This window comes from Klebsiella spallanzanii (assembly GCF_902158555.1).
GTDB classification, from domain to species: domain Bacteria; phylum Pseudomonadota; class Gammaproteobacteria; order Enterobacterales; family Enterobacteriaceae; genus Klebsiella; species Klebsiella spallanzanii.
In genome coordinates, this window is sequence record NZ_CABGGS010000001.1 from 230,680 (window position 1) to 249,672 (window position 18,993).

The following is an 18,993-nucleotide window of genomic DNA, read 5'->3' on the forward strand; positions in this document are numbered from 1 at the left end:
TTCAGTTAAAACGTTAAATACTGTAGGTTATGGCAATCCGAAGGTCTGCCGATCCCCACGTCATCATTTCTTCATCGCGCTGATAATCGTAGCCCTGCGGGCTGAAGGTCATGACCAGTTCTGAAAGCGATTCCGATTCGGAAACAGCCCGATACAACTGCTCAGTCCATTTATCCAGATCGGTATCCGGGCTGCTTGCCTTGAGAAAGACTTCGACATGTAGAGTCGCCGCCCAAGTATCGTCACAGAACGTACTGCCCTCCCCGTCCACTTCGGCATCGGATATATACACAGCAACAGCGGGTAAATCACTTGCGTCAATAAAACCAGGGCGACCATCAAAAAAAACCACACCAGCAGTGCCGCTCTCTGCAAGCGATTCTTTAATTGCCGTCAGAGCAGCCTTACGGATTTCAATATGATTTTTCATCGTGAATAAAGGATCCTCATCTGATTGTTCAGGGCCGCAGAGAGTTCTTTTGGCATATCGGTCTCCATCAGTTTGTTAACTTCATCCGTGTATGCCTCCGTCAGCGGTATAGCCATCGGGATTTTCACTACCTCAATTGGGTAACGGCTTTTCGCTGTTCTGCGAAGTACATGCCAGCGCCCGTTGGCGAGCTGCTGGATGAATGCGCCCGGGAATGTGAATGGGCCGACCTTCAACACGGCACTGGATTTACCCCGTGGTTTTCGCAGACTGGCTTTACCAAGGGCGATGGCTGGCAGGTTGTTTCGTCTGACCTTTAGTGTTGCTGTTGGCATGTTCGTACTGGCTTTAACCAGTCTGACGCGACCGCGGACCAGGCGTCTCGGAACTTTTGTAGCACTTGCCACTCTGGCAGTGCTACGACTTACTGCCCGACTTGCAACACGATTAACCGCCTGAGCTGATGCGCGTGGGACGGCTGTCCGGCTAAGGCCATTAAGCTGACGTCTCAACTCGTCAAGACCCTCAATCGATAATTCGCCAACCATTTAACACCTCCGTTATTCAATCCAGATTTGTGGTTTTCTGTTGAATAATCGATGCTGCGTGACCTGATATGCCCGGCCTTCAAACTCGACCACATCATTTCTGCGCGGGGTATACCCTGAAGTGAAAACCACCAGCGAGATACCGTCACCATTAACCGCCCCCATCTCAGCAAGAAGATGGCTTTCAATGGCGATGCAACCCTCGCCATTGATAGTGACCGCTTTCCCCATTTTTCTGACGGTGGCCGCATCCATACGCTCTGCTATTCGCTCGAAGGGGTTAGACATTAATTTTGACTTCCAGAACAGTTGCCCCCGCAGCTGCATCTTCCCAGGCAACCCCGGCCAGTACCGCATCGGTTTCATCCAATTGAACGTTTCCGGCTTTAAGATAAACTTTCGTCCCCGCAGTCACGGCATCAGCAGGCAGCTTGGGTAACAGGAATACCCCTTCGGCAAAACCATCCCCCACATCGCCCACCGCGATATCGGTAATCGCTACAGCAATCATGCTGCCGACAACAACCGGATCACCGCTGAGAACATCTTCACTCCCGGCGTTTTTGAGCGGGATAGTTGCGCCTGCCTGAATGTAATTCTTAGCCATAACATCTCCTTTCAGCCCCGTTCGGGGCTGAATTCAGTTATAAAAAAAGCCCTGACGGGCATTGATATTGTGATTCAGAGTTGAGAACTATTGACCACTGGATTTAACCAGACCGCGATAGTCAAGTGGAGCCACTCCAGCATCAATACGAACTTTGGTGGCGATGCCGTCGGTGGTAAACCCTTCCTGCTGATCAATATAAGGTGTATCAACGCCGTTCAGGTACGCCACTTCGATAGTGTCCGTCCCTTTGGCTGCCATCAGATACCAGGCTTTAGCATCAGCATCATCCAGACGGGCTTCAGCAATCACATCTGCAAAATTCTGGATCGGGTTGATAATTCCGGCATTGATATCCGCCCCTTTGACGCTCGCTGACTTGATCGTCTGGTTGGCCAGCGTCTCCAGTGCAACCGGCACCAGCATAAATGCCGGTCGGATGTTCAGAGATCGCTCACCTTCTTTCTGCAGGCGCATCAGCTTACGCGCATCATCCAGGCTGCCGACAGAAATCGCACCGGAAGAAAGGTTGCGGTGATCGGCATGGAATAACGCCTTACCATCGGAGAGTTTTGGGTTTTTAGTCAGAACAGCGTAAACCAGGTCGCCGATAGTCGCCTTGGCGGCCCGGCCCATTTTCATCGGAACATCGGTGAGCTGGTTCAGATCATCGTTAATGATAGCCTGGCGAGTGATAGAGAAAATTTCCCCGTAGGTGGCGAGCGCGATGGTTTCACCTTTATCGCTGGTAGTCACATACTTATACTCAGCGCCTTCACGAACCTGTCGCAGAGAAGGGAATCCCCCCATACCCACACGATGCGCTGTTTTAAAGTCGGAAAGCTGGCCTTTCTTCGTCCACTGTTCAAAGGTTTCTGCCGCTTCATCCCAGCCTTGCAGAATTGCTTTATTGGCGACATCAAGCAGGATATTGCCAAAATCAGAGGTGCTGTGCGTCAGCGCCAGCCCTACCATTTGCATCGGGTTATAGCTGGATACGCCAATACCGCGCTCAGTCAGCGCCATACGAGCATATTCACGCAGGGTCATCCCGTTGTAGACATTATCACGTTCCTGATCTTCAAATCCTGCGCGCGCCATCAATGCCTGGCGAATACCATCGGCGACAAAATTACCGTTACCTGCGTGGGTGTGCGCTGGCGTGGTTTTCGCCGATGGAGAAGCATCTTTCCCCAGCAGCGCCAGCAGTTTGTCTTTTGCCAGATCGACAGAGCAATCCATATCGGCTACACACTGCGCCTGAAGTTCGGAATGCTTACCACCAAACATCGCGAAGAGGTTGTTAATACAATTAACGCGCTCTTTTTGCTCTGCGATAACCTGGGCGCGGATTGTATTTTCGTCTGCCCCGGAAGGTTGAGTGACCGTCGGCTGCTGCCCCTGAGGTTGCTGCGGATCGCGCTGAGTGGTTGCTCGTGGCGGCGTTAACATGTTGCGCATACTTTTTGGCATCTTTTCGAAGTCCTCAATACGTTTAGACTGGATACAGGCCATCGCCTGAAGAGAAGGGGTGGTCTGGTCGGCAAAACCCATCGCGACGCATTCTTTGCCGTCCATCCAGGTTTCGTCTTCCAGCATTGCCGCTATTTCATCCGAAGATTTTCCGGTTTTCTCTGCATAAGCGGGGATAAGAACGGACTCAACCTTGTCCAGAAGTTCTGCGTAGTCACGCATATCGTTGGCATCACCACCAGCAAAGCCCCAGGGCTTATGGATCATCATCATGGTATTTTCCGGCATGATGACCGGGTTACCTACCATGGCAATGACCGAGGCCATAGACGCGGCCAGACCGTCGATGTGAACGGTGATTGACGCGCCATGATGTTTAAGAGCATTAAAAATGGCGATACCATCAAAGACGTCGCCACCGGGAGAGTTGATATGAAGGTTGATATGGGTCACATCGCCCAGCGCCTTCAGGTCGTTAACAAACTGTCGGGCTGTCACCCCCCAGTAACCAATTTCGTCGTAAATGAATATTTCAGCCTGATTGTCGGCGCTGGCCTGCATACGAAACCACGAATTACTTCTTGCGCTGGCTTTCGGGCGACGGAGCGTCTGGTTCTTTGACTTCGGCACTGGTGCCTCCTTTATCGTTTGCAGGATCGGTGTCATACACCAGTCCCAGTTCGCGGTTATCATCAACTTCAGCCTTGCGACGGCGTTTGACATCATCCGGATTGCGTCCGCTGGCTCGCACCCAGTCTGATTCTGTCGCAGCACCACCACGGATTTGCGCTTTCCAGGCATTGGCCTCTTTGACTGGATCAATCCATGGCATGACCGGACCTGAATAAACGGCAGTGTAAAGCGATGCCATATCCAGCCCGCGGGGTAGCTGAATTTCGCCAGAAGCCACCGCCATTTTTAACCAGTTTCGGTACATTGGCCGGGTAATTGCGCCGATGAACCAGTCCTGGAGGATCAAATAACCATCTGTTGACTCAACCAGCTCCTGACGCTGGGCACTGTATGTCCCATCATAGTTTCTGGCTGTACTGGAGAAGCTGAGACGCGCCCCAGCAGCGACAGCGCGCAACTGTCCATTTCGGAATGTTTCAAGATTGGGGTTTGGTCTGTCGGACTTGATCATCCCGATGTCTTCACCGGGGAGCAGATCATCATAGATAATGCCAGGTTCAATTATCGCTTCGCGATTGTCTTTGCTGACATCAGCATCCAGGCTTTGCCCGTCCCCTTTTTTGATGTACATCCCCAGGGCGGCAGCGATACGCGCCGCCGTCAGTTCCGCATCCTCATATTCTTTCAGGGCACTGAGACGCATGAGTACACCAGAAAGGAGAGATGTCCCTCGGGTTTGATGAAGGCGGCGGGTAAATTTGAGATGAAGCATATTCCCGGCATCAATATCTTTCGTATCCAATTGACGGCCGGTAACAGGCAGACTTTTATAAACCTGGTACTTTTTCGGGCGTCCCCAATTATCTACATATACTCCCTGACAAAGTTGCTGGGATTCGTCATTGGTCATCGGTACAAAATCGGCCTCAAGCGCTTCAAGCCAGAAAGGGACGCCAGCCACCGGATCTAGTCCCTGCGCTGAGCCATTCACCATCTGAGCGAAAATTTCCCCGTCCCTGAGCCAGCTCCTGAGCATCAACCGCTCAAGCATCGGGCGGGTAAACTGCCCAGTGACCTCAGGGCTGACCGACCATTCGGCCCACTTTGTTCTGATTTGTTCTGCCAGCTTTTTCGCTATTTTCCCGTTCTTCAGTACCGGGTGGGGCTCAACAATAATTCCTTTTGCACCTACCACCCGTTCCTCAAGCTTATCGAACACGCCGATAACGAGATCGTGATTATTGTCCAACCAGCGCGCTTGCTCACGGAGGGATACAGCACCCATCTGGCTAAGCTGGTTAGCGGAACGGTTTTCCCTGCGCGCCTTGTGTGTTCGGGTGGGCTTAACAGCTTCATATGCCTGGATCATTGCTTTCGAACGTAACCGCGCAGCTTTCCATCCAGGGGAAAAGACGCCAATCGCATCATCTAACAGGCTCATGGAAACCTCGCGAGTTTATAACCGGGTCGCCCGTGACGCTGAGCCAGCAGGGAAGCAAGACGGCGCTCCCATTCTTGCCGCCCTTTGCGGATTTCAGACAGGTTCTCCAGCGTCATCTGCTGCCCGTTGAATGTTATAGACTTTCCATCCAGAACAGCTATTTCTGTCTCGGTATAACGCTGGATAATGGATTCAATATCGGTTTGTTTCACACCCAGCCTCCTGATGATGTGGTCCAGGGATTGTTTTCAACGTCGGGCTTATTTGCCTTACGTTTTTTCCTGCTGTGGTTCGTTTTTGCTGGTAACGTGGATGACACTTCGCCAGTTTCGGGCGAGCTTTCTTCGATCCACGTTGTCCGTTTTGCCCATTCAGGCGCATCCGGCCATTTGATCTTTTCGTACCCGTGTAATATGACCAGCGCATCGGCATAAACGAGCAGGTCGAAAGCTTCGTTCGGACCTCTGCCCGGTTTGCTCCATTTTCCATCGGGTGAACGCTCCTCATAGGTCAGCTCATCGTAAAACCAGCTACCGAGCCATTTAGGGAAATGCACATAGTTTGGGCCGGGTGATTCACGCCACAGGGCGTTATTAACCTGGTCTTTCAGTGCATCGGTTTGAAGAAGGTAAAGCGGCACATCGCCAGCAGCTTTTGCCCGGCGGGTTGTTCTGTCAGTGTTATCAGGAAATGTGCGGGTAATCAGTTTTGAGCGTCGGATACTGTCGCCCTTAAAGAGGAAAATCTTTTTACCCAGTCCATCCCGTCGACATTTACGCCAGAACTTATAGGCGTTATCGGTGACACCATCCTCACCACCTGAATCGACAGCCATTGCCATGAGCCGCATACGTTTTGACGGGTCACTCGATAAGACCCAGGACTTTTCGAACACGTCAGACAGGAGTAAATCCCAGTCTTCCGGATAACTGGCCGGATCAATGGGGTAACACTCACCGTGCTCGTTTGCCCGTAATGAATGTCGGATGTTGTAGCGATCTACCAGCCATCGCTCACCCTGCTCACCGTAGCCAGTCACCTGAACCACGAAACGGCGGGATTTACCGCCCTGCACATCAACGGTTGCAGTCATAAACAGCACACCATCTGGTACAGAGCGCTTTGGCACATCTTCGGCGCGTTGTTCCAGCAGTTCGCTTTTACGTTGTTCAAGACTGGCGCGGGGGAGATAAGGTCTACCAAAGTCGGTATTAACTACCGTTTTTAGCGTCTCTTCACTCTGTGTAGACTCATATTCCTGCTCGGCAGTCAGGAATTTGTATATCATCTGTGCCCACGTCTGGTATGCCGCTGCGGGTCCTTCCATCCAGAACGACGCGATGCGTGAACGGCGCGGCTCACCATATCTTTTGCCATCACGATCTATTTTTTCCCCGTCGCGCAACCAAACATGGCAGATATTCAGCTCACGTTTCATATCCGGCGTGATTCTACCCTTGCATGCCGGGCACTGGAGATATGCGGACTCACTAGCCAGAACGGGATCAGGGGAATCCCGGTAGCCCGTCATATTGGCGACTTCGGGCTGAAAATATTCTCCGCAATGCGGACAAGGCCAGTAAAGACGGCGGCGGTCACCACGATTAAACAACGATAAAATGCCAGTGGTCGGCGGCGCTTCATGCGCGGTAGTTGGTCGCCATTTTGTGTCTCGAATATCGCGTCCAGGTGAACTCTCAACGAGGGTCATACCGCTGGACATAAAGGTGGTGGTACGCTTCGAACCTAGGGAAAATGCATCACCCTCACCGTCGATATCTTCAGGAAAGCGATCATAGTCAGTCAGCGCAACGCTTTTATAGTCTGACGACGACATAATGTTGACCGACGGCCAACCAAGCTTGAGATAGTTCCCGGCCCGAAAGGTACGGTCGTGAACGTTATTATCATTACGGCGCGGACTGAGTCGCGATTTTACTTCCTGGCTACACCGGAATGTACGATCAAGACGTTTCTTTGAATGTTCACGCGCTTTCTCTTCTGACACCTGAATGACCAGCATGTCAGCTGGATCGCAAACGATGTTATAAACAATCCAGCCATCAATCAGGCCAATCGTTTTCCCGGTTCGGGCTGGTCCAACAAACACCACAGCATCATATTCACGGGATGCCAGGCAATTCATCGGTTCAATAATATAAGGGGCCAGATTGGGGTCCCAAGGTACGGAGTTACCCGCCCCCATCGGCACACGCATATACGAGCTGACCGCATCGGCCACCTGCATACGACGCGGGGCACGTAGAATACCGGAGACATCGCGGCGTATCCCCCTGGCAGATGCCCGTTTTGCCATCAGTCCTCCTCTGGCTCATCCTCCTCTGGTTCGGCGTCCATTACTCTTTGGGCGACCTGATCACGCAGGTCATCAATCACGCTTTGCACGCGTGATACCGCAACCGGCGTAAGTGCACAGTCTCGTTCAAGAATGTCCGGAAGTGTTTCAAGTACCATGACAACGGCTTTCGCCATCAGTGAAAATTCTCTGGCAACGTCTTCGGCAGGAATAAGTTGCTTTGTATCAACCTCAAATTTCAGCCGCTCATTCTCAGCCTTCCAGTGGGCGAGCCTGTCTGAGGGGTCCATATCTTCAACGCTTGCCGTTGATACCGTCGGAATCATCAGCTCACTCAAAATATCAGTAACGAGATATAGCTTGAGCTTGCTATTGCTGCCTGGTGCCGGAACAACGTTTTTCAGCCTGGCCGCGACCGTCTGGCGGTGTACGCCAGTGATACCAGCGAGCTGGTTGATATTGAGTTTTAATGAAGCGATTTCCTGGTCCATGATGATGAACACTTTTTGAACAATTCGACATCATTGAAAATCCGACTCTCGGAAAATCAATAACCTGCACACATGATGATGATGACTATGAAATTAGAAAACTAGCCGTTTTCCGCGAGCACGTCTCCCCGTGGCAGCCTCCCCCTCCGGGAGGACCCATAAATGATAATAATTACTATTTGCATTAAAATCGACAAAATCACCACTTTTAGCCATTTAGACGTCCAAACCAACACTAATTTCCCTTCAGGCTCTCAATAATGATATTCATTCGCATTATCGAAGCCCCTCGCGATGTGAAGGGCTTCTGTAATGCCTACTCACCCAGTTGCAAAACCCCATGCTCAAGCGAATCAGAATAGGCAATCAATCCGTGATACTCCGGGAAAGTGCTACCGTCTTCAGCTTCAAACTCAGGGATAGTGCCGGTAGTGATGGTGTATTGCGGTTGTCCGTCCTTTTTCGCAAAGTCGGCAAGGTCTTCGATCTGTTTAGCTGTAAGAACTACTGTCATACATTCCTCTCTTTACTATTTGCTTCCTCGCTATTGCGAGGCTCATGCTTGATAACAATGGTCCGTGAAACTTCTGAAAAGTGACCTCTATTGCAATTAACACGCACAATAATTGTGGTTAAGTGTTACTTTCAGCGCTCTGTTATTATTGTTTGTAGATTTCGCCCCGCAGTTCGCTCCTGGGGCTTTTTTTTGCCTGAATTAAATCAGCATTATCGAAACCCTTCGCTGAAGAGCTTCTGTAACATCTACTGTCGTGTGGTGTGTTCGTAACGGGAGATGGTCTTGCCGTTTGCGTTCATCACGTACGCTACTTCTCCCTGCTTCAGGAACACGTTCTGGTCCATTCCCGATACGGCAATACTCTGCTGGTCAGGGTTGAACCCAACGCTCAGGCCACAATGGATTTCTTCGCCGCCACCAGGCGACATCACTTTTACTGTTAACATGATTCTTCTCCTGCTTCTGGTAATAAAAAAGGCCGCCACTGGCGACCTTGGTTTGATTCATGCTAGTTGTCAGGACGTATGACACGCATAACAGCAGTAATAACAGCCATTTGATTGCGAGTAGGTTTTCTTGGCTTCTCTCACTGCCGGAGAGCAAGTTTCAAAAATCCCCAGATACAGCCTGTTTTTCTCTTCTGGCAACCGAGTGCATGAACTCACATGTACTTCGTGATCGCCATTAAACTGCGCATTTTTATTAACGTAATAATACTGTCCCATTGTTATGTCCCAGAGTGATACCGCTGATTGCAGCATCTTCAATCTACGCCCAGGCACTAAAGCAATTAAGACGAATCTCATTTAACTTTGACTAATGTCACTTACCTTTCTGGCAGTTGACTTGGTGCATATTGTCTGCAGTCTGAATTAAGCATAAATCGAACCTGCAGTTCCTATTATCGCTGCAAGTAGAATGAAGGTGACCGCAGTTCTACGCATTAAAACGCCATAAAATGAGATGGCCAACCCTGCGAAAGCAACAATCAAAACTGGCCACATATCGAGTAAGAGAAAAAAATAGCCTTCGAGGGCACTGTCAATTAGCACGTCCATATCACGAATTCCTTTAAGAAAACATCACCCCAGGAATTTTATCACGAACAACTAGCGTGTTAACCGCCAATCAGCAAGCATGAATTTACCTATTATTAGTAGGTTTCGTCAGACAGTTCGCCTGCACTGATTTGTTATGCGCCAGAATGTCGCGCTTGGTCTGCATATCCAGCACGTCGATGTCGTGGTCGGTCAGGTAGATGATCCGCACCCAGCTGCAGGCGGTATCGATGACTTCAGGTTTTACGGGTGAATTGTTCGCGCAGCTCCCGATCAACATCGTCATCAGGCATATGGCTAACTGTTTGCTGTACATCGCTGGCCTCTTTCGTTGCTTGCGCCCTGCGTTCTGCTACGGCGACATTAGCGGCGGCGTTCTCTTCGGTGCGCTGCTGTTCGGCTTTGGCTTCTGCCTTGCTGGTTCCGCGTGAATGGCCTAACCCAAATGCGCCAGCGACAATGGCCAGCAACGCAGTTGCCAGACCAATAATCATTTCAATGCCCATGAGGACCTCACACCAGAACAGATTTAGCTTTCAGGAATCGGGCGCGTCGGTCATCAATACCGTTCTGCCCACCGTTGATAATCTGTGTTACGCGCACTAAATCGCCGGGGTATTTCAAACAACCGCTTGAGGCATAGAACCATGCGGCGCTGCGGGCTGCGTTAATATCCTTCTCCAGAAGCTCAGGGTTGCTCACTAAATCGAGCCTCAGCGCAGTACCGCATCGCAGGTAATTATCCAGGAAAGTGATTTGCTTCAGTCCACGCCCGCGATATTTCCAGCCATCACCTGCCGACTTGTTGCCATAGCGATTGCTGTAGACCAGATTTGCGATTGCTTTCTGGCGTTCAAGCGGTAGCACCTTCTCAGACGATTTGCGCCCGAGTGAGTTTGCCTGGTCCTGCGTGATGCGCTTTGCCTTCACAAAACCAGCCAGACCGGCAACGCTATAGTTGAACCCCTCAACCAGTTGGGTGAATGACGTGCTTTCATGCCCGCACTGAGCAATGAACATTGCCTGGTCCTGCGGAGTGATGATGCCGAACTCTTTCATCGCAGCATCAATGTGCGGAAACCAGCACACAGCTAACCCGGCGCTAATACCAGCCGCCCTTTGAAATTGTGATTGGTTCATCAGTGCCTCAGTGCATCAACCAGACGCGCCACATTCCCCCTGAACCAGAGAACCGCGCCACAAATAAGAATGTTCGCCAGCACTACCAGCCAGTGTGATTCATGGTAGAGACCGAACAGATAACGGAAAGGAACGCTGGCATAAACCAGCACAGTGAAGTAAGCCATCAGCGATATCATGGGACGGTGTCTTGACCCGTCGCGTCGGTAGAACATCAGCGCAACAACAATTACAGCGCATATCACCGCATTGATGATTGCGCTCGGATCACTTGTTACCATTGCTTGACCCTCCTCCACGTAAGCGAGAGAGAATCCCAAACAGGCTACCCAGGTCCTGACTGTTAACGAACGTCAGCAATTTAATGGCTATGGCTGCAACGATTACAGCACCGAGTGCATCAAGCGGCCTGTCGCTGTATCCCGTCCACTTTGAGAAGTACGACCCCAGCAGAGGTGCGCCAATAACACCAAAAATGAATGAGGTGATGAAGTAACCCACCAGCTTTATGCGGCTGATGTTCACCGCCGTTGCGACATAGAACACCGCACCAGCGAACGCACCAAACACCACGCCGTAATCAATGCCAGTTGCCAGACCAAACATGCTGGCCCCCATGAGCCCACCAGCAGCTACCGTAGTGCCAGAAACAGGATCGGACATTTAGCCCCCTCTATTGCTGTGAGTCCTCTCATGAACGAGGGGAATAAAAAAAGCCCGCTATGAGAGCGGGCTGAAAAAGTTGGCTTTCGAGGAGTAACGATAAAGAAAGGTACCTGATAGTCCGAGCTACCGATTTACCAGAAAAACATTCCCTTTTATGTCGTTACTGTAATTAACCATAGTCTGCCAAAGAGAATGAGTAAACCCAACAAGGTGTTCGGTTTACTTACTTGCGATTAGACGTGGTGCCGGGTGCCTCCCGGTGAGCATGCCCCAGCAAACATGTCTCGCGCTGCATTCACAGGGCTTTCGCTCTATTAGCTGGACGCCCCTCCGCATAGGGGGATTCACCACATCAAAAATTTAACATCTGATGAAACTCGTTTCAATGCTCTACGACGATGTGACAGGGGTACTGATGCAATGCATCTCGCGAATACCCCTGTCGTATCGCCGGAAAGCAAAAAGCCCAAGGCGTTAACCTCGGGCTTCTAATGATTTTTGCTGCTCAGTTCGCTTTAACGTCCCGAGCCTATCACAATTCAAGCACTTTCCGCGCAACTATTCAAGTAAAATCTGTCGCCATTTGTGCCAAATGCGTCACACATTGGTGCGTAAAGCATCGATTCTGCAAGATTTAGCCAAACATCGATCCTGCTCTCGCAAGTCCGCAAGCACCATTCTGGATGCTTTTCGTTTAGCTCTTTCGCCATTGCCTTCTTGCTCATGCGATAGACATACCGATCTTTGATTAGCTTATAGAGGGCTTTATTCCCGGAGCGCACAAGCTCAGTACTGAGCACTGAATCAATTTTCAACCCCTCCTCGTCAGTACAAAACGCCAGGCCGCTTTTATTTTTACCACTGAGGATTTCCTTTAAGAAGGCTTCCAGCTCAGGCTTGGTAATGCCTGATTTCTTCATCCGGCGCAGAGCGTCATTGATAGCAGTCTTCGTTATCTTCCCGGATACCAACAGCTGGTTAAACATGTTGCCGCCGCTACCGCCGCCGATGTACGACCAGCGGCCCCACATGCGCAGTTTTCCCTGTATCCAGATGCTTTCCAGAGTGCGGAGGCGAACCATTTCACCTGATTTACCAACCTCAGAAGGGTTAATCATTTATTCACCTCATTTTTGATTTTCTGTTGCTCGGCGGCAAACTGCGCCAGTGCCATAAATGCGTGGCCTTTCGCTTCCAGCTCAGTGCGGTTGATATAACTGAATTTCTCGCCTCGCCAGGTCTTATCAAACACAGCTATGGCCCCAGCAAAAAACGCGCTGGTCGGCCTTTGTTTATCGTTGGCAGGGTTAAACCAGACAGGCAGATCGAAACCAATTCGCCCACGGATAAAGCAGACATGATCCGCATCTTCCGGCCACCATGTTTCGCTTGTGGCTGATTTAACCAGGAACACATAGCGCCCGCCTTTCTCGCGTTGCGCTGCTGCGTAGTTCATGATGTGAGTCATGCCGGTGATAGCTTTCTTTTCGTGGTACTGAGAGCGGCTGTAAGGCGGATTACCAAATGCAGCACCACCGATTGAGTCCAGCATTTCCGACCAATCCTGTGTCAGCGCGTTATCTTCTGCGGTGTACCAGACTGGGCATTTTGCGTTGCTGTCATCAGCGAACAAGTCCAGCATCAACGGACCAAACATCGCGTTAATACCCCAGAAAAGAGGATCCGGCGTTCGCCACTGGTCGCCAACCTCTTTTAAATAATGTGATGGTGCGTTGCGTAGGGCCGCGAGAGATTCGCAGTAAGGATTAGTCATGCGATGGTCTCCCCTAATTCCTGAAGAACCTGCGCCAGCAACTCGCTTTCAGTACCGAATTTCTCTTCCCATGACTTACGGCCGGCATGAATAGCAACGCCGTAACCACCAGTGCGATGATGGGCATGGCATAGAGGAATTACATGGAAGTTATCAGCGCGGACAGATAATCCCGTACCAGAGCTGCAATGATGGATTTCAGCTGGTGATTCACCGTAATCAAGGTTGCGGCAAATGATACAGCCAAGAGCGGCTACACGGCTTAGATGAAGCTTTTCAGCTTTGGTTTTTGATTTGCTCATATCGCACCGCCTGGATGCGACAGACAAACGGAAACACCGCGCACAAAGGCACGGCGTAGAATGGCGTTACTGCATTTTTGCGTCATCACTATACTCCGGTGATGGCGCGATAGGTTCGGTAATCAGCCGATGTGATTATTATAAATCAGCTTGCTGCATGCAGGAAGTGACTTTTACGGTATGGATGAGCGAAATTTCATCGTGCCCCGATCAACACCGGAATGGCCCGGCTCATATTTGCAGTTTCTCAGTGCGTCCTGTGTCGCCTGAAAGAATATCTCATCACCTGTGGTATCAACGGAGTAAACACCTCCTTTTTCATTCACCCAGACAGAATAATTTACACTGCCATCAATCTTTAATGCCTGGGCTTTAGCGGGCATCACCGGAAAAGGGCAGCTAATAAGTATGGGCTTTTCTTCTAAAGGACTTTCAGCAGAAAACGCCACGGTTGATACAAGTACAGTACAAACAAGGAATGTTGTTTTTTTCATAGATAATACCAATTGTTGTTTTTCTCATGTAACCATGACGACGCCGAATGTTTTTTGATTCAAGCTACCTGAAGTACACTGAATCATATATTACTGCGGCGGTTTTGGCTCCACCCTGTTATGAACCTCCCAGCGACTGATTCCGCAACTACCACAGAAGTTAGCCAGGTAATCCAGCCCTGACCATTCCCTGACACCACCACGCGCAGCCTCTACGTACACGCCAATATCCTTATCTCGCCAAAACCCAAACAGTAACCAGCCTCCGCTATCTGCGTTTCTGACTGCGACAATGCGGGTCAGAACTCCCGTCTGATACAGCTCGGTAAAGGCTGGTTTTTTTCTGGTTATCATTTGCATAAATAACCAACCTTAGATTTGTTGATAACAAATATGGTGTTTGTGTTTTATTGCTTTATCCCCTGCTCAGTATTTTTCAGGTCGTTTTCCGCAAATAGGATCGACGTTCTGGCGGCGCGTAACCGGGCCTTGGCGTTTTTCTCTTCTCGTTCCAGGTTGGCTACAGACTCCCGTAGCTCGTCACGACGGCGGTGAAGTTGCGCTATCTCAGTGACCACGCGCTCTCCATTGGTAGCGCACTGGAGAATGTGGTCGAACGGGTCAACAGCACAGCCGCAGCGGGTGCAGTGTACTGTGCGTTCCTTTTCACTGACCTCAATCGAAAGGTGCTTACAGCGCTGTTTTTCGTGAGCCTTCTTATCGGTTACGGTGATATTCAGCAGCTTCTCTTCGTCGCGCTTTGGCTGCACCAGGTTGATGACGTTGTCATTTTCCATCACTTCACCTCCTGCGGGGCGGCTGCGAGCATGGACTCAGTTTCCGCAATCAGATTGTGAGGTAACTGGCTTCCTGCATTTTGCATACCACGACCAAACGCCAACCAGCGCTTAAGCATGGACACCGAACCTTGTGGAATTACCGGAGAGTTGCCAACCTGGATAATAGATTTCAGTGCCGCCCTCGGCATTGCCGACCATGCAAGAAATACGTCTGGCCTGTCGATATCTTCGGTCGGGAGAGTGTTTTCGATTTCGTCCAAAGCATTGCTAAGCCTCTGAAATGCATCGTTTGGGACAACATGGCAATCTTCCCCGTCAACATCTTGCTGGCAACTATCATCTGCTAGTTCAAATGCAGCGCCGCAAACACTGAGTAGCATTTCAATAACGCGTCGGTGTTCTGCTGTTACGCGATTCTCCGGCACTACCGGCTGCTGCGCGTGGCGATAGAGCGGGATACCTTTCCCGCCACCGGAGAATTCGTTATGCCCGTTGTACTCGCGGCCATCTTCGCCATCGTACATGTACGCCACCGGCTCGCTGTCCATTGCGGCCAGGCAACGCTCAGTCAGCGCAATCACATCCTGCGGACTCATCGCCATTTCAGTTCCGTTGGCAGCAAGTCCTGTTGCGGCATAGTTGAGCCATTCGATGCGTTCTCTGGTTAATTTGCTGGTCATTGGTTGGCTCCTTCTGGTCTGTCATCATCGGTGTATGGCGAGTCTTGCGTATCAATTTCTTGGTCGCAGTGAGGACAAAACCCATCAGCATTGCTCAGTTCAATGTTTGACACCCATTCTTTGCATGACCAGCACCGCCACTCACCTGGTCGCTTCCACACTTGCTTAGCCATCTACTCAGCCTCCCACTTGATGCCCAGACCATGACAAACCGGACAAGGTCCAGTGTCCTCATCGCTATCGCTAAATAGGCGGCCTTTGTGGCAGTTGTTGCATACTAACGATTGTGCCTTTGGAGTTGCCCGGTAACACGGAACACCGATACCGATATCCAGCCGTTCCATGAAACCCATTGATTCGAGTTTTTCCATAACCGGTCCAACCTTCACGGGAAACAAAGGATCGCCCTGCCAATACCACACTGAATTTCCGTTTCTATTGGTCCATTGCTCAGCTTTCCAGTTGTAAAGGACTGCAGGTGAAATAAATTTAAGGTCGCTGATTGTTAATTTTCCCATCTACTCAACCTCAACCTTGATGCCAGTGGCGCGGTAGATTACTGCCTGTGCATCAGAGATTTCACGGTTGTAGCCTTCACCGTCATGGTTAGTCCCATATTCCCAGCCAGTTTTTAAACCGCTCAAGAAACATTTATCGCTAACAATTTGCAACTCGGCGATGCGGTCTTTTGCTACCAGCAATTCAGCGGCAATTTCACGCCAGCTTTCGTAACTGGCCTCCAACTTGTCCCAGTCAGGGTTGAAGTTGGCGAGCTCAGACAATTGGCCTTTCAGAAACTCGTTGCTATTCTGCGCCTTCTCCAGTTCACCGCGACGAATTGACAGAGACTCATCCTGATTCAGGATAATCTGCTCCTGACGCGCAATGTGCTGCTGCGCCCTCTCCAGCGCCTCTATGAGTTGATCCGTATATTGCTCAACCTCTGATGCCAATTGGCGCAATTCATCGTTAGGTGCTTCGACGATTAGTCTTGAGATACGATGCTGATTTGCGTGCTTAAGTTTGCCTGTCAGTTCGGTGATATCAGTTGTCATGCTGCACGCTCCTTATTCATTTTCCGGATTTCAACCGGATAGACAGGAATCGCTTTTAACTCACCGTCATCAAACGCAGCGAGTTGAGCGGAGATAAGGGTTGCTTCGGTCTCGTTGAGCGTTCTGATATACCCCTGACCGGTCATCGCGTCAGTAAAAACCAGGGCGGCATTGGATAGCTCTATCTGCTTGCTCATTTGGCCCCCTCGCGCAGCTGAAATGCCACCATTGCGCAGATGTTTGGTGCGTCGGTGAAGTCGTCATCACACGAGGTAACCAGCGCCCTGACACAGGCCTCTGCGCCCTCAGCCTTAATCCCGGCCAGATAAGCGTCGGTGGTGGGGGTTTCGTCCAGCAAATCAGTCAACGCCTCAAACTCAGACGGCTCGACAACGTATTTCAATTCGTCGCCGTTAAGCTCACACTCTTCCGCTGTCCTGTTTACTGCACTAATTGCATCCTTCAGCCCCACATTCTCCGCTGCCAGCTGCCGCAGATGGTCCTGCAAATCCACTCCATCCGGGCAGTTGGTTATCTCCCGGCATTTCTCGATAGTCGCCAGTGCTGCTGTTAATTCGTTATTCATACAGCCTCCCCGAGCACCCAGCGCAGAGCATCAGCGTATTCACCGCTGGCAGCCTCGAGGGCTTTGGTAATTTCTTTTCTGGATTTAAGGCGCGGTTTTGCTTCGCCCAGTACCTGACGCTGACGACGCGCTTTTTCATGGCCTTTAGTGCCTGCGGTCGCCGCTTCGATTTCAGCTACTTTTTCCCGCTGCTCTTCGGGTTTCAGTGATGCCAGTTGACGTGCCTGAGTAACTGTCACCGTACCGGACTCTACCGCTTCCCTAACAGCCAGGGTGGCATCGAGCAGGGACAACGTTGCACGGACGGTCTGAACGCTACAGCCAAACAACACCGCTAGATCATCCTCGTCGTGACCACGATCAAGCGCGTCTGACATTTTCTTAGCGCGACCTAATGGCGTGTCGGGACGGCGGATTTCGTTTTCACTGACCATGTATTTGGCCATTTGATTTGCCGATCCGCGCTTAACGACACCAGGAACAAGCAGAGGTGTTTTGCCTTCTTTCAGCAGGAGTTTATTGGCTTTCATGGTATGGCGAACGCGCTGGCGTCCGACAACCACACAGGTAAGTCCGTTTTCAGGGTCTTTCCAGACAGTAATCGGCTCCAGAACACCCAGTTCCTTGATGTTCAGAACCATCCCTTCATCGATCGGCAGGTGAATACGTTCGTCATAAAGCGGGTGGGACTTATCGGTGACCAGGTGCAATTTTTCCGGCTCAAACATCAGAACGTTGGTTTTGCCGCTGGCACCGTATGCGTCAATTGAGTTCTTTGCCATGCTTACGCCCCCATTACCTGCTGAATGAATTTCTTGTGCTTGCCAAGCTCACGTATGGTTTCGCGTAACTTTTGCAGACGGTTTAATTTCGTTTTGGCTTGCCGGATTTCTTTCGCGACTTGCGCCAGTGTCGGGATGCCTGTTTCATTCTGGGGTTTGATAAGCACCGGGATCGTATCAATGAATTCCTGCGCCTGAGTTGACTTAGACTCAACCAGCTGCACTGACTCTTTAGTGGCCTCTGGCAAGCTCCATGTAACGCCTTTCCCCGCGCCGTTCTTCACAATACGCCCCTGTTTCTCCAGCACGCACAGCGTCGAAATCATTCCGCGAGAGTCGCGACTCAGCGCCTTACCAATATCTGCGGCGGTCATGCGGTCATTGTTGCGGAGTAGTTCCGAAACCTTCTCAAACTCAGCATCAGGATCCAGACGCTCCGGGTGGCGTGGTGCTTTTGGCTTAGCGGTATTCTTGGCGCGTAAAACTGGTTTAGGGGTAGCGGCAGCTTTCGGTTTAACTTCAGGCGTAAACGGTATCACCAGATTCCAGTAACCATTGGTGCTGGCTACCTTCTCAAGCTCTTCGAGTTCACGGAGCAGGTTAAGCGCTTCAATAGGCTCAATCTTCATTCGCGCCGCTATTTCGCGGGTAGTGGCTTTGCCCATCAGTTTCAGGATATCAGTCAGGTTTTCCATTGCTTGCCTCGTTTTCGTTAACTGCCGTAGCCCATTTTTGTTCCAGTACTTGCCTGGCTTTGCTCTTTCCACCAGCCCAGTAACTGTGCTGGACCCGGTAATGGTCGTTTGGGCATTTCAGCGCACCTGAGCAGGAGCCAAACCGGTAGTCTTTCCAGTGGTACTCAGGCGCTGCGCCACAATCAGGGCACACAGGTAATTTCATTGAGCAACCCCGCGACATTCCCTCAGGAGGTTTTCAAACATCATGCGGAGACGGTTCGCGCAGCCAAACGGCATGTCGTTAAAGCGCCACAAGGCAGCGCCATGGCGAAGGCCGCTCTGGACAATCTGCCCTGCTCCATGCAACTGGCGAAGCTGGCCATTCACCGAGGACATGCCACGCCCCAGCGCAGTGGCGATTTCACGCGTAGTCAAATCAGAGTTAGCTTTGAGAAATTCGATCATCGTGATTTCACCGCTGTATTGTGTTTTCTTGGATTTGGTTGTTTTCATAAAAAAATC

At 50.8% G+C, this 18,993-nt stretch carries 30 protein-coding genes; all 30 read right to left on the bottom strand.

The window, feature by feature from the left end:
• Nucleotides 1–13: 13 nt before the first annotated feature.
• The 30 genes from gpU to FN082_RS01250 all read right to left on the bottom strand — a co-directional run bounded on the left by gpU (nt 14) and on the right by FN082_RS01250 (nt 18,984).
• Complete coding sequence (gene gpU, locus FN082_RS01090) at nt 14–430, bottom strand: phage tail terminator protein (RefSeq protein ID WP_139537076.1); 417 nt, start codon at nt 428–430, stop codon at nt 14–16.
• Nucleotides 427–978, bottom strand: coding sequence for a phage tail protein (locus tag FN082_RS01095; protein ID WP_139537075.1), 552 nt, complete (start codon nt 976–978; stop codon nt 427–429). Before FN082_RS01095 ends, gpU begins: the two co-directional genes overlap by 4 nt.
• A gap of 12 nt (nt 979–990) precedes the next feature.
• Nucleotides 991–1,266, bottom strand: coding sequence for an ATP-binding protein (locus tag FN082_RS01100; RefSeq protein ID WP_139537074.1), 276 nt, complete (start codon nt 1,264–1,266; stop codon nt 991–993).
• On the bottom strand, nt 1,259–1,585 hold the full coding sequence (locus FN082_RS01105) for a DUF2190 family protein (RefSeq protein ID WP_139537073.1): 327 nt from the start codon (nt 1,583–1,585) through the stop codon (nt 1,259–1,261). Before FN082_RS01105 ends, FN082_RS01100 begins: the two co-directional genes overlap by 8 nt.
• 87 nt (nt 1,586–1,672) lie before the next feature.
• Nucleotides 1,673–3,619 carry a ClpP-like prohead protease/major capsid protein fusion protein gene (locus tag FN082_RS01110; protein ID WP_235892112.1) on the bottom strand — a complete coding sequence of 649 codons (1,947 nt, stop codon included), beginning with the start codon at nt 3,617–3,619 and terminating at the stop codon, nt 1,673–1,675.
• 13 nt (nt 3,620–3,632) lie between these two features.
• The gene (locus tag FN082_RS01115; protein WP_142980991.1) at nt 3,633–5,132 is read right to left on the bottom strand and encodes a phage portal protein; all 1,500 of its coding nucleotides are present in this window, start codon (nt 5,130–5,132) and stop codon (nt 3,633–3,635) included.
• Nucleotides 5,129–5,344: a hypothetical protein gene (locus FN082_RS01120; protein ID WP_142980992.1), complete on the bottom strand. Its 216-nt coding sequence runs from the start codon at nt 5,342–5,344 to the stop codon at nt 5,129–5,131. The genes FN082_RS01115 and FN082_RS01120 overlap by 4 nt, the downstream gene beginning before the upstream one ends.
• Nucleotides 5,341–7,449 carry a phage terminase large subunit family protein gene (locus FN082_RS01125; RefSeq protein WP_142980993.1) on the bottom strand — a complete coding sequence of 703 codons (2,109 nt, stop codon included), beginning with the start codon at nt 7,447–7,449 and terminating at the stop codon, nt 5,341–5,343. Before FN082_RS01125 ends, FN082_RS01120 begins: the two co-directional genes overlap by 4 nt.
• Nucleotides 7,449–7,940 carry a DUF1441 family protein gene (locus FN082_RS01130; protein ID WP_142980994.1) on the bottom strand — a complete coding sequence of 164 codons (492 nt, stop codon included), beginning with the start codon at nt 7,938–7,940 and terminating at the stop codon, nt 7,449–7,451. Before FN082_RS01130 ends, FN082_RS01125 begins: the two co-directional genes overlap by 1 nt.
• Nucleotides 7,941–8,256: 316 nt before the next feature.
• Nucleotides 8,257–8,454 (bottom strand): hypothetical protein, encoded by a 198-nt coding sequence (locus FN082_RS01135; RefSeq protein ID WP_142980995.1) that lies wholly within the window; start codon nt 8,452–8,454, stop codon nt 8,257–8,259.
• Between the two features lie 248 nt (nt 8,455–8,702).
• Nucleotides 8,703–8,903, bottom strand: coding sequence for a hypothetical protein (locus FN082_RS01140; RefSeq protein ID WP_142980996.1), 201 nt, complete (start codon nt 8,901–8,903; stop codon nt 8,703–8,705).
• 426 nt (nt 8,904–9,329) lie between these two features.
• Nucleotides 9,330–9,515, bottom strand: coding sequence for a hypothetical protein (locus tag FN082_RS01150; RefSeq protein WP_004136197.1), 186 nt, complete (start codon nt 9,513–9,515; stop codon nt 9,330–9,332).
• Nucleotides 9,516–9,600: 85 nt separating this feature from the next.
• The gene (locus FN082_RS30075) at nt 9,601–9,795 is read right to left on the bottom strand and encodes a hypothetical protein (RefSeq protein WP_142981157.1); all 195 of its coding nucleotides are present in this window, start codon (nt 9,793–9,795) and stop codon (nt 9,601–9,603) included.
• Complete coding sequence (locus tag FN082_RS01160) at nt 9,752–10,021, bottom strand: hypothetical protein (protein WP_142980997.1); 270 nt, start codon at nt 10,019–10,021, stop codon at nt 9,752–9,754. Before FN082_RS01160 ends, FN082_RS30075 begins: the two co-directional genes overlap by 44 nt.
• 7 nt (nt 10,022–10,028) lie before the next feature.
• The gene (locus tag FN082_RS01165; protein ID WP_142980998.1) at nt 10,029–10,655 is read right to left on the bottom strand and encodes a glycoside hydrolase family 19 protein; all 627 of its coding nucleotides are present in this window, start codon (nt 10,653–10,655) and stop codon (nt 10,029–10,031) included.
• Entirely contained in the window at nt 10,655–10,936 is a 282-nt protein-coding gene (locus FN082_RS01170; protein ID WP_142980999.1) for a phage holin family protein, read from the bottom strand. The genes FN082_RS01165 and FN082_RS01170 overlap by 1 nt, the downstream gene beginning before the upstream one ends.
• Nucleotides 10,923–11,318: a phage holin family protein gene (locus FN082_RS01175; RefSeq protein WP_142981000.1), complete on the bottom strand. Its 396-nt coding sequence runs from the start codon at nt 11,316–11,318 to the stop codon at nt 10,923–10,925. Before FN082_RS01175 ends, FN082_RS01170 begins: the two co-directional genes overlap by 14 nt.
• Before the next feature lie 542 nt (nt 11,319–11,860).
• On the bottom strand, nt 11,861–12,439 hold the full coding sequence (locus FN082_RS01180) for a DUF1133 family protein (RefSeq protein ID WP_142981001.1): 579 nt from the start codon (nt 12,437–12,439) through the stop codon (nt 11,861–11,863).
• On the bottom strand, nt 12,436–13,095 hold the full coding sequence (locus FN082_RS01185; protein WP_142981002.1) for a phage N-6-adenine-methyltransferase: 660 nt from the start codon (nt 13,093–13,095) through the stop codon (nt 12,436–12,438). The genes FN082_RS01180 and FN082_RS01185 overlap by 4 nt, the downstream gene beginning before the upstream one ends.
• Entirely contained in the window at nt 13,092–13,397 is a 306-nt protein-coding gene (locus FN082_RS01190; protein WP_142981003.1) for a Ref family recombination enhancement nuclease, read from the bottom strand. The genes FN082_RS01185 and FN082_RS01190 overlap by 4 nt, the downstream gene beginning before the upstream one ends.
• A gap of 173 nt (nt 13,398–13,570) precedes the next feature.
• Complete coding sequence (locus FN082_RS01195) at nt 13,571–13,891, bottom strand: energy transducer TonB (protein WP_142981004.1); 321 nt, start codon at nt 13,889–13,891, stop codon at nt 13,571–13,573.
• A gap of 407 nt (nt 13,892–14,298) precedes the next feature.
• On the bottom strand, nt 14,299–14,688 hold the full coding sequence (locus FN082_RS01205; protein ID WP_142981158.1) for a hypothetical protein: 390 nt from the start codon (nt 14,686–14,688) through the stop codon (nt 14,299–14,301).
• Nucleotides 14,688–15,371, bottom strand: coding sequence for a hypothetical protein (locus FN082_RS01210; protein ID WP_142981006.1), 684 nt, complete (start codon nt 15,369–15,371; stop codon nt 14,688–14,690). The genes FN082_RS01205 and FN082_RS01210 overlap by 1 nt, the downstream gene beginning before the upstream one ends.
• 173 nt (nt 15,372–15,544) lie before the next feature.
• Nucleotides 15,545–15,889 (bottom strand): hypothetical protein, encoded by a 345-nt coding sequence (locus tag FN082_RS01215; protein WP_142981007.1) that lies wholly within the window; start codon nt 15,887–15,889, stop codon nt 15,545–15,547.
• Nucleotides 15,890–16,426, bottom strand: coding sequence for a hypothetical protein (locus tag FN082_RS30080; protein ID WP_235892108.1), 537 nt, complete (start codon nt 16,424–16,426; stop codon nt 15,890–15,892). It lies immediately after the preceding gene.
• Complete coding sequence (locus tag FN082_RS01225; protein WP_142981008.1) at nt 16,423–16,623, bottom strand: hypothetical protein; 201 nt, start codon at nt 16,621–16,623, stop codon at nt 16,423–16,425. Before FN082_RS01225 ends, FN082_RS30080 begins: the two co-directional genes overlap by 4 nt.
• Nucleotides 16,620–17,012 (bottom strand): hypothetical protein, encoded by a 393-nt coding sequence (locus FN082_RS01230; RefSeq protein WP_142981009.1) that lies wholly within the window; start codon nt 17,010–17,012, stop codon nt 16,620–16,622. Before FN082_RS01230 ends, FN082_RS01225 begins: the two co-directional genes overlap by 4 nt.
• On the bottom strand, nt 17,009–17,794 hold the full coding sequence (locus FN082_RS01235; RefSeq protein ID WP_142981010.1) for a ParB/RepB/Spo0J family partition protein: 786 nt from the start codon (nt 17,792–17,794) through the stop codon (nt 17,009–17,011). Before FN082_RS01235 ends, FN082_RS01230 begins: the two co-directional genes overlap by 4 nt.
• A 2-nt stretch (nt 17,795–17,796) precedes the next feature.
• Entirely contained in the window at nt 17,797–18,489 is a 693-nt protein-coding gene (locus FN082_RS01240) for a hypothetical protein (protein ID WP_142981011.1), read from the bottom strand.
• A 201-nt stretch (nt 18,490–18,690) separates the two neighbouring features.
• Complete coding sequence (locus tag FN082_RS01250; protein WP_142981013.1) at nt 18,691–18,984, bottom strand: FaeA/PapI family transcriptional regulator; 294 nt, start codon at nt 18,982–18,984, stop codon at nt 18,691–18,693.
• Between the last annotated feature and the right edge of the window lie 9 nt (nt 18,985–18,993).

Coding starts and splice junctions, on each gene's coding strand:
- FN082_RS01240 (WP_142981011.1), bottom strand. CDS start 18,489: ATGGAAAACCTGACTGATATCCTGAAACTGATGGGCAAAGCCACTACC.
- FN082_RS01160 (WP_142980997.1), bottom strand. CDS start 10,021: ATGGGCATTGAAATGATTATTGGTCTGGCAACTGCGTTGCTGGCCATT.
- FN082_RS01185 (WP_142981002.1), bottom strand. CDS start 13,095: ATGACTAATCCTTACTGCGAATCTCTCGCGGCCCTACGCAACGCACCA.
- FN082_RS01100 (WP_139537074.1), bottom strand. CDS start 1,266: ATGTCTAACCCCTTCGAGCGAATAGCAGAGCGTATGGATGCGGCCACC.
- FN082_RS01110 (WP_235892112.1), bottom strand. CDS start 3,619: ATGCAGGCCAGCGCCGACAATCAGGCTGAAATATTCATTTACGACGAA.
- FN082_RS01150 (WP_004136197.1), bottom strand. CDS start 9,515: ATGGACGTGCTAATTGACAGTGCCCTCGAAGGCTATTTTTTTCTCTTA.
- FN082_RS01205 (WP_142981158.1), bottom strand. CDS start 14,688: ATGGAAAATGACAACGTCATCAACCTGGTGCAGCCAAAGCGCGACGAA.
- FN082_RS01190 (WP_142981003.1), bottom strand. CDS start 13,397: ATGAGCAAATCAAAAACCAAAGCTGAAAAGCTTCATCTAAGCCGTGTA.
- FN082_RS01135 (WP_142980995.1), bottom strand. CDS start 8,454: ATGACAGTAGTTCTTACAGCTAAACAGATCGAAGACCTTGCCGACTTT.
- FN082_RS01130 (WP_142980994.1), bottom strand. CDS start 7,940: ATGGACCAGGAAATCGCTTCATTAAAACTCAATATCAACCAGCTCGCT.
- FN082_RS01105 (WP_139537073.1), bottom strand. CDS start 1,585: ATGGCTAAGAATTACATTCAGGCAGGCGCAACTATCCCGCTCAAAAAC.
- FN082_RS01225 (WP_142981008.1), bottom strand. CDS start 16,623: ATGAGCAAGCAGATAGAGCTATCCAATGCCGCCCTGGTTTTTACTGAC.
- FN082_RS30075 (WP_142981157.1), bottom strand. CDS start 9,795: ATGTTGATCGGGAGCTGCGCGAACAATTCACCCGTAAAACCTGAAGTC.
- FN082_RS01210 (WP_142981006.1), bottom strand. CDS start 15,371: ATGACCAGCAAATTAACCAGAGAACGCATCGAATGGCTCAACTATGCC.
- FN082_RS01165 (WP_142980998.1), bottom strand. CDS start 10,655: ATGAACCAATCACAATTTCAAAGGGCGGCTGGTATTAGCGCCGGGTTA.
- FN082_RS01175 (WP_142981000.1), bottom strand. CDS start 11,318: ATGTCCGATCCTGTTTCTGGCACTACGGTAGCTGCTGGTGGGCTCATG.
- gpU (WP_139537076.1), bottom strand. CDS start 430: ATGAAAAATCATATTGAAATCCGTAAGGCTGCTCTGACGGCAATTAAA.
- FN082_RS01180 (WP_142981001.1), bottom strand. CDS start 12,439: ATGATTAACCCTTCTGAGGTTGGTAAATCAGGTGAAATGGTTCGCCTC.
- FN082_RS01170 (WP_142980999.1), bottom strand. CDS start 10,936: ATGGTAACAAGTGATCCGAGCGCAATCATCAATGCGGTGATATGCGCT.
- FN082_RS01230 (WP_142981009.1), bottom strand. CDS start 17,012: ATGAATAACGAATTAACAGCAGCACTGGCGACTATCGAGAAATGCCGG.
- FN082_RS01125 (WP_142980993.1), bottom strand. CDS start 7,449: ATGGCAAAACGGGCATCTGCCAGGGGGATACGCCGCGATGTCTCCGGT.
- FN082_RS01195 (WP_142981004.1), bottom strand. CDS start 13,891: ATGAAAAAAACAACATTCCTTGTTTGTACTGTACTTGTATCAACCGTG.
- FN082_RS30080 (WP_235892108.1), bottom strand. CDS start 16,426: ATGACAACTGATATCACCGAACTGACAGGCAAACTTAAGCACGCAAAT.
- FN082_RS01250 (WP_142981013.1), bottom strand. CDS start 18,984: ATGAAAACAACCAAATCCAAGAAAACACAATACAGCGGTGAAATCACG.
- FN082_RS01095 (WP_139537075.1), bottom strand. CDS start 978: ATGGTTGGCGAATTATCGATTGAGGGTCTTGACGAGTTGAGACGTCAG.
- FN082_RS01235 (WP_142981010.1), bottom strand. CDS start 17,794: ATGGCAAAGAACTCAATTGACGCATACGGTGCCAGCGGCAAAACCAAC.
- FN082_RS01140 (WP_142980996.1), bottom strand. CDS start 8,903: ATGTTAACAGTAAAAGTGATGTCGCCTGGTGGCGGCGAAGAAATCCAT.
- FN082_RS01115 (WP_142980991.1), bottom strand. CDS start 5,132: ATGAGCCTGTTAGATGATGCGATTGGCGTCTTTTCCCCTGGATGGAAA.
- FN082_RS01215 (WP_142981007.1), bottom strand. CDS start 15,889: ATGGGAAAATTAACAATCAGCGACCTTAAATTTATTTCACCTGCAGTC.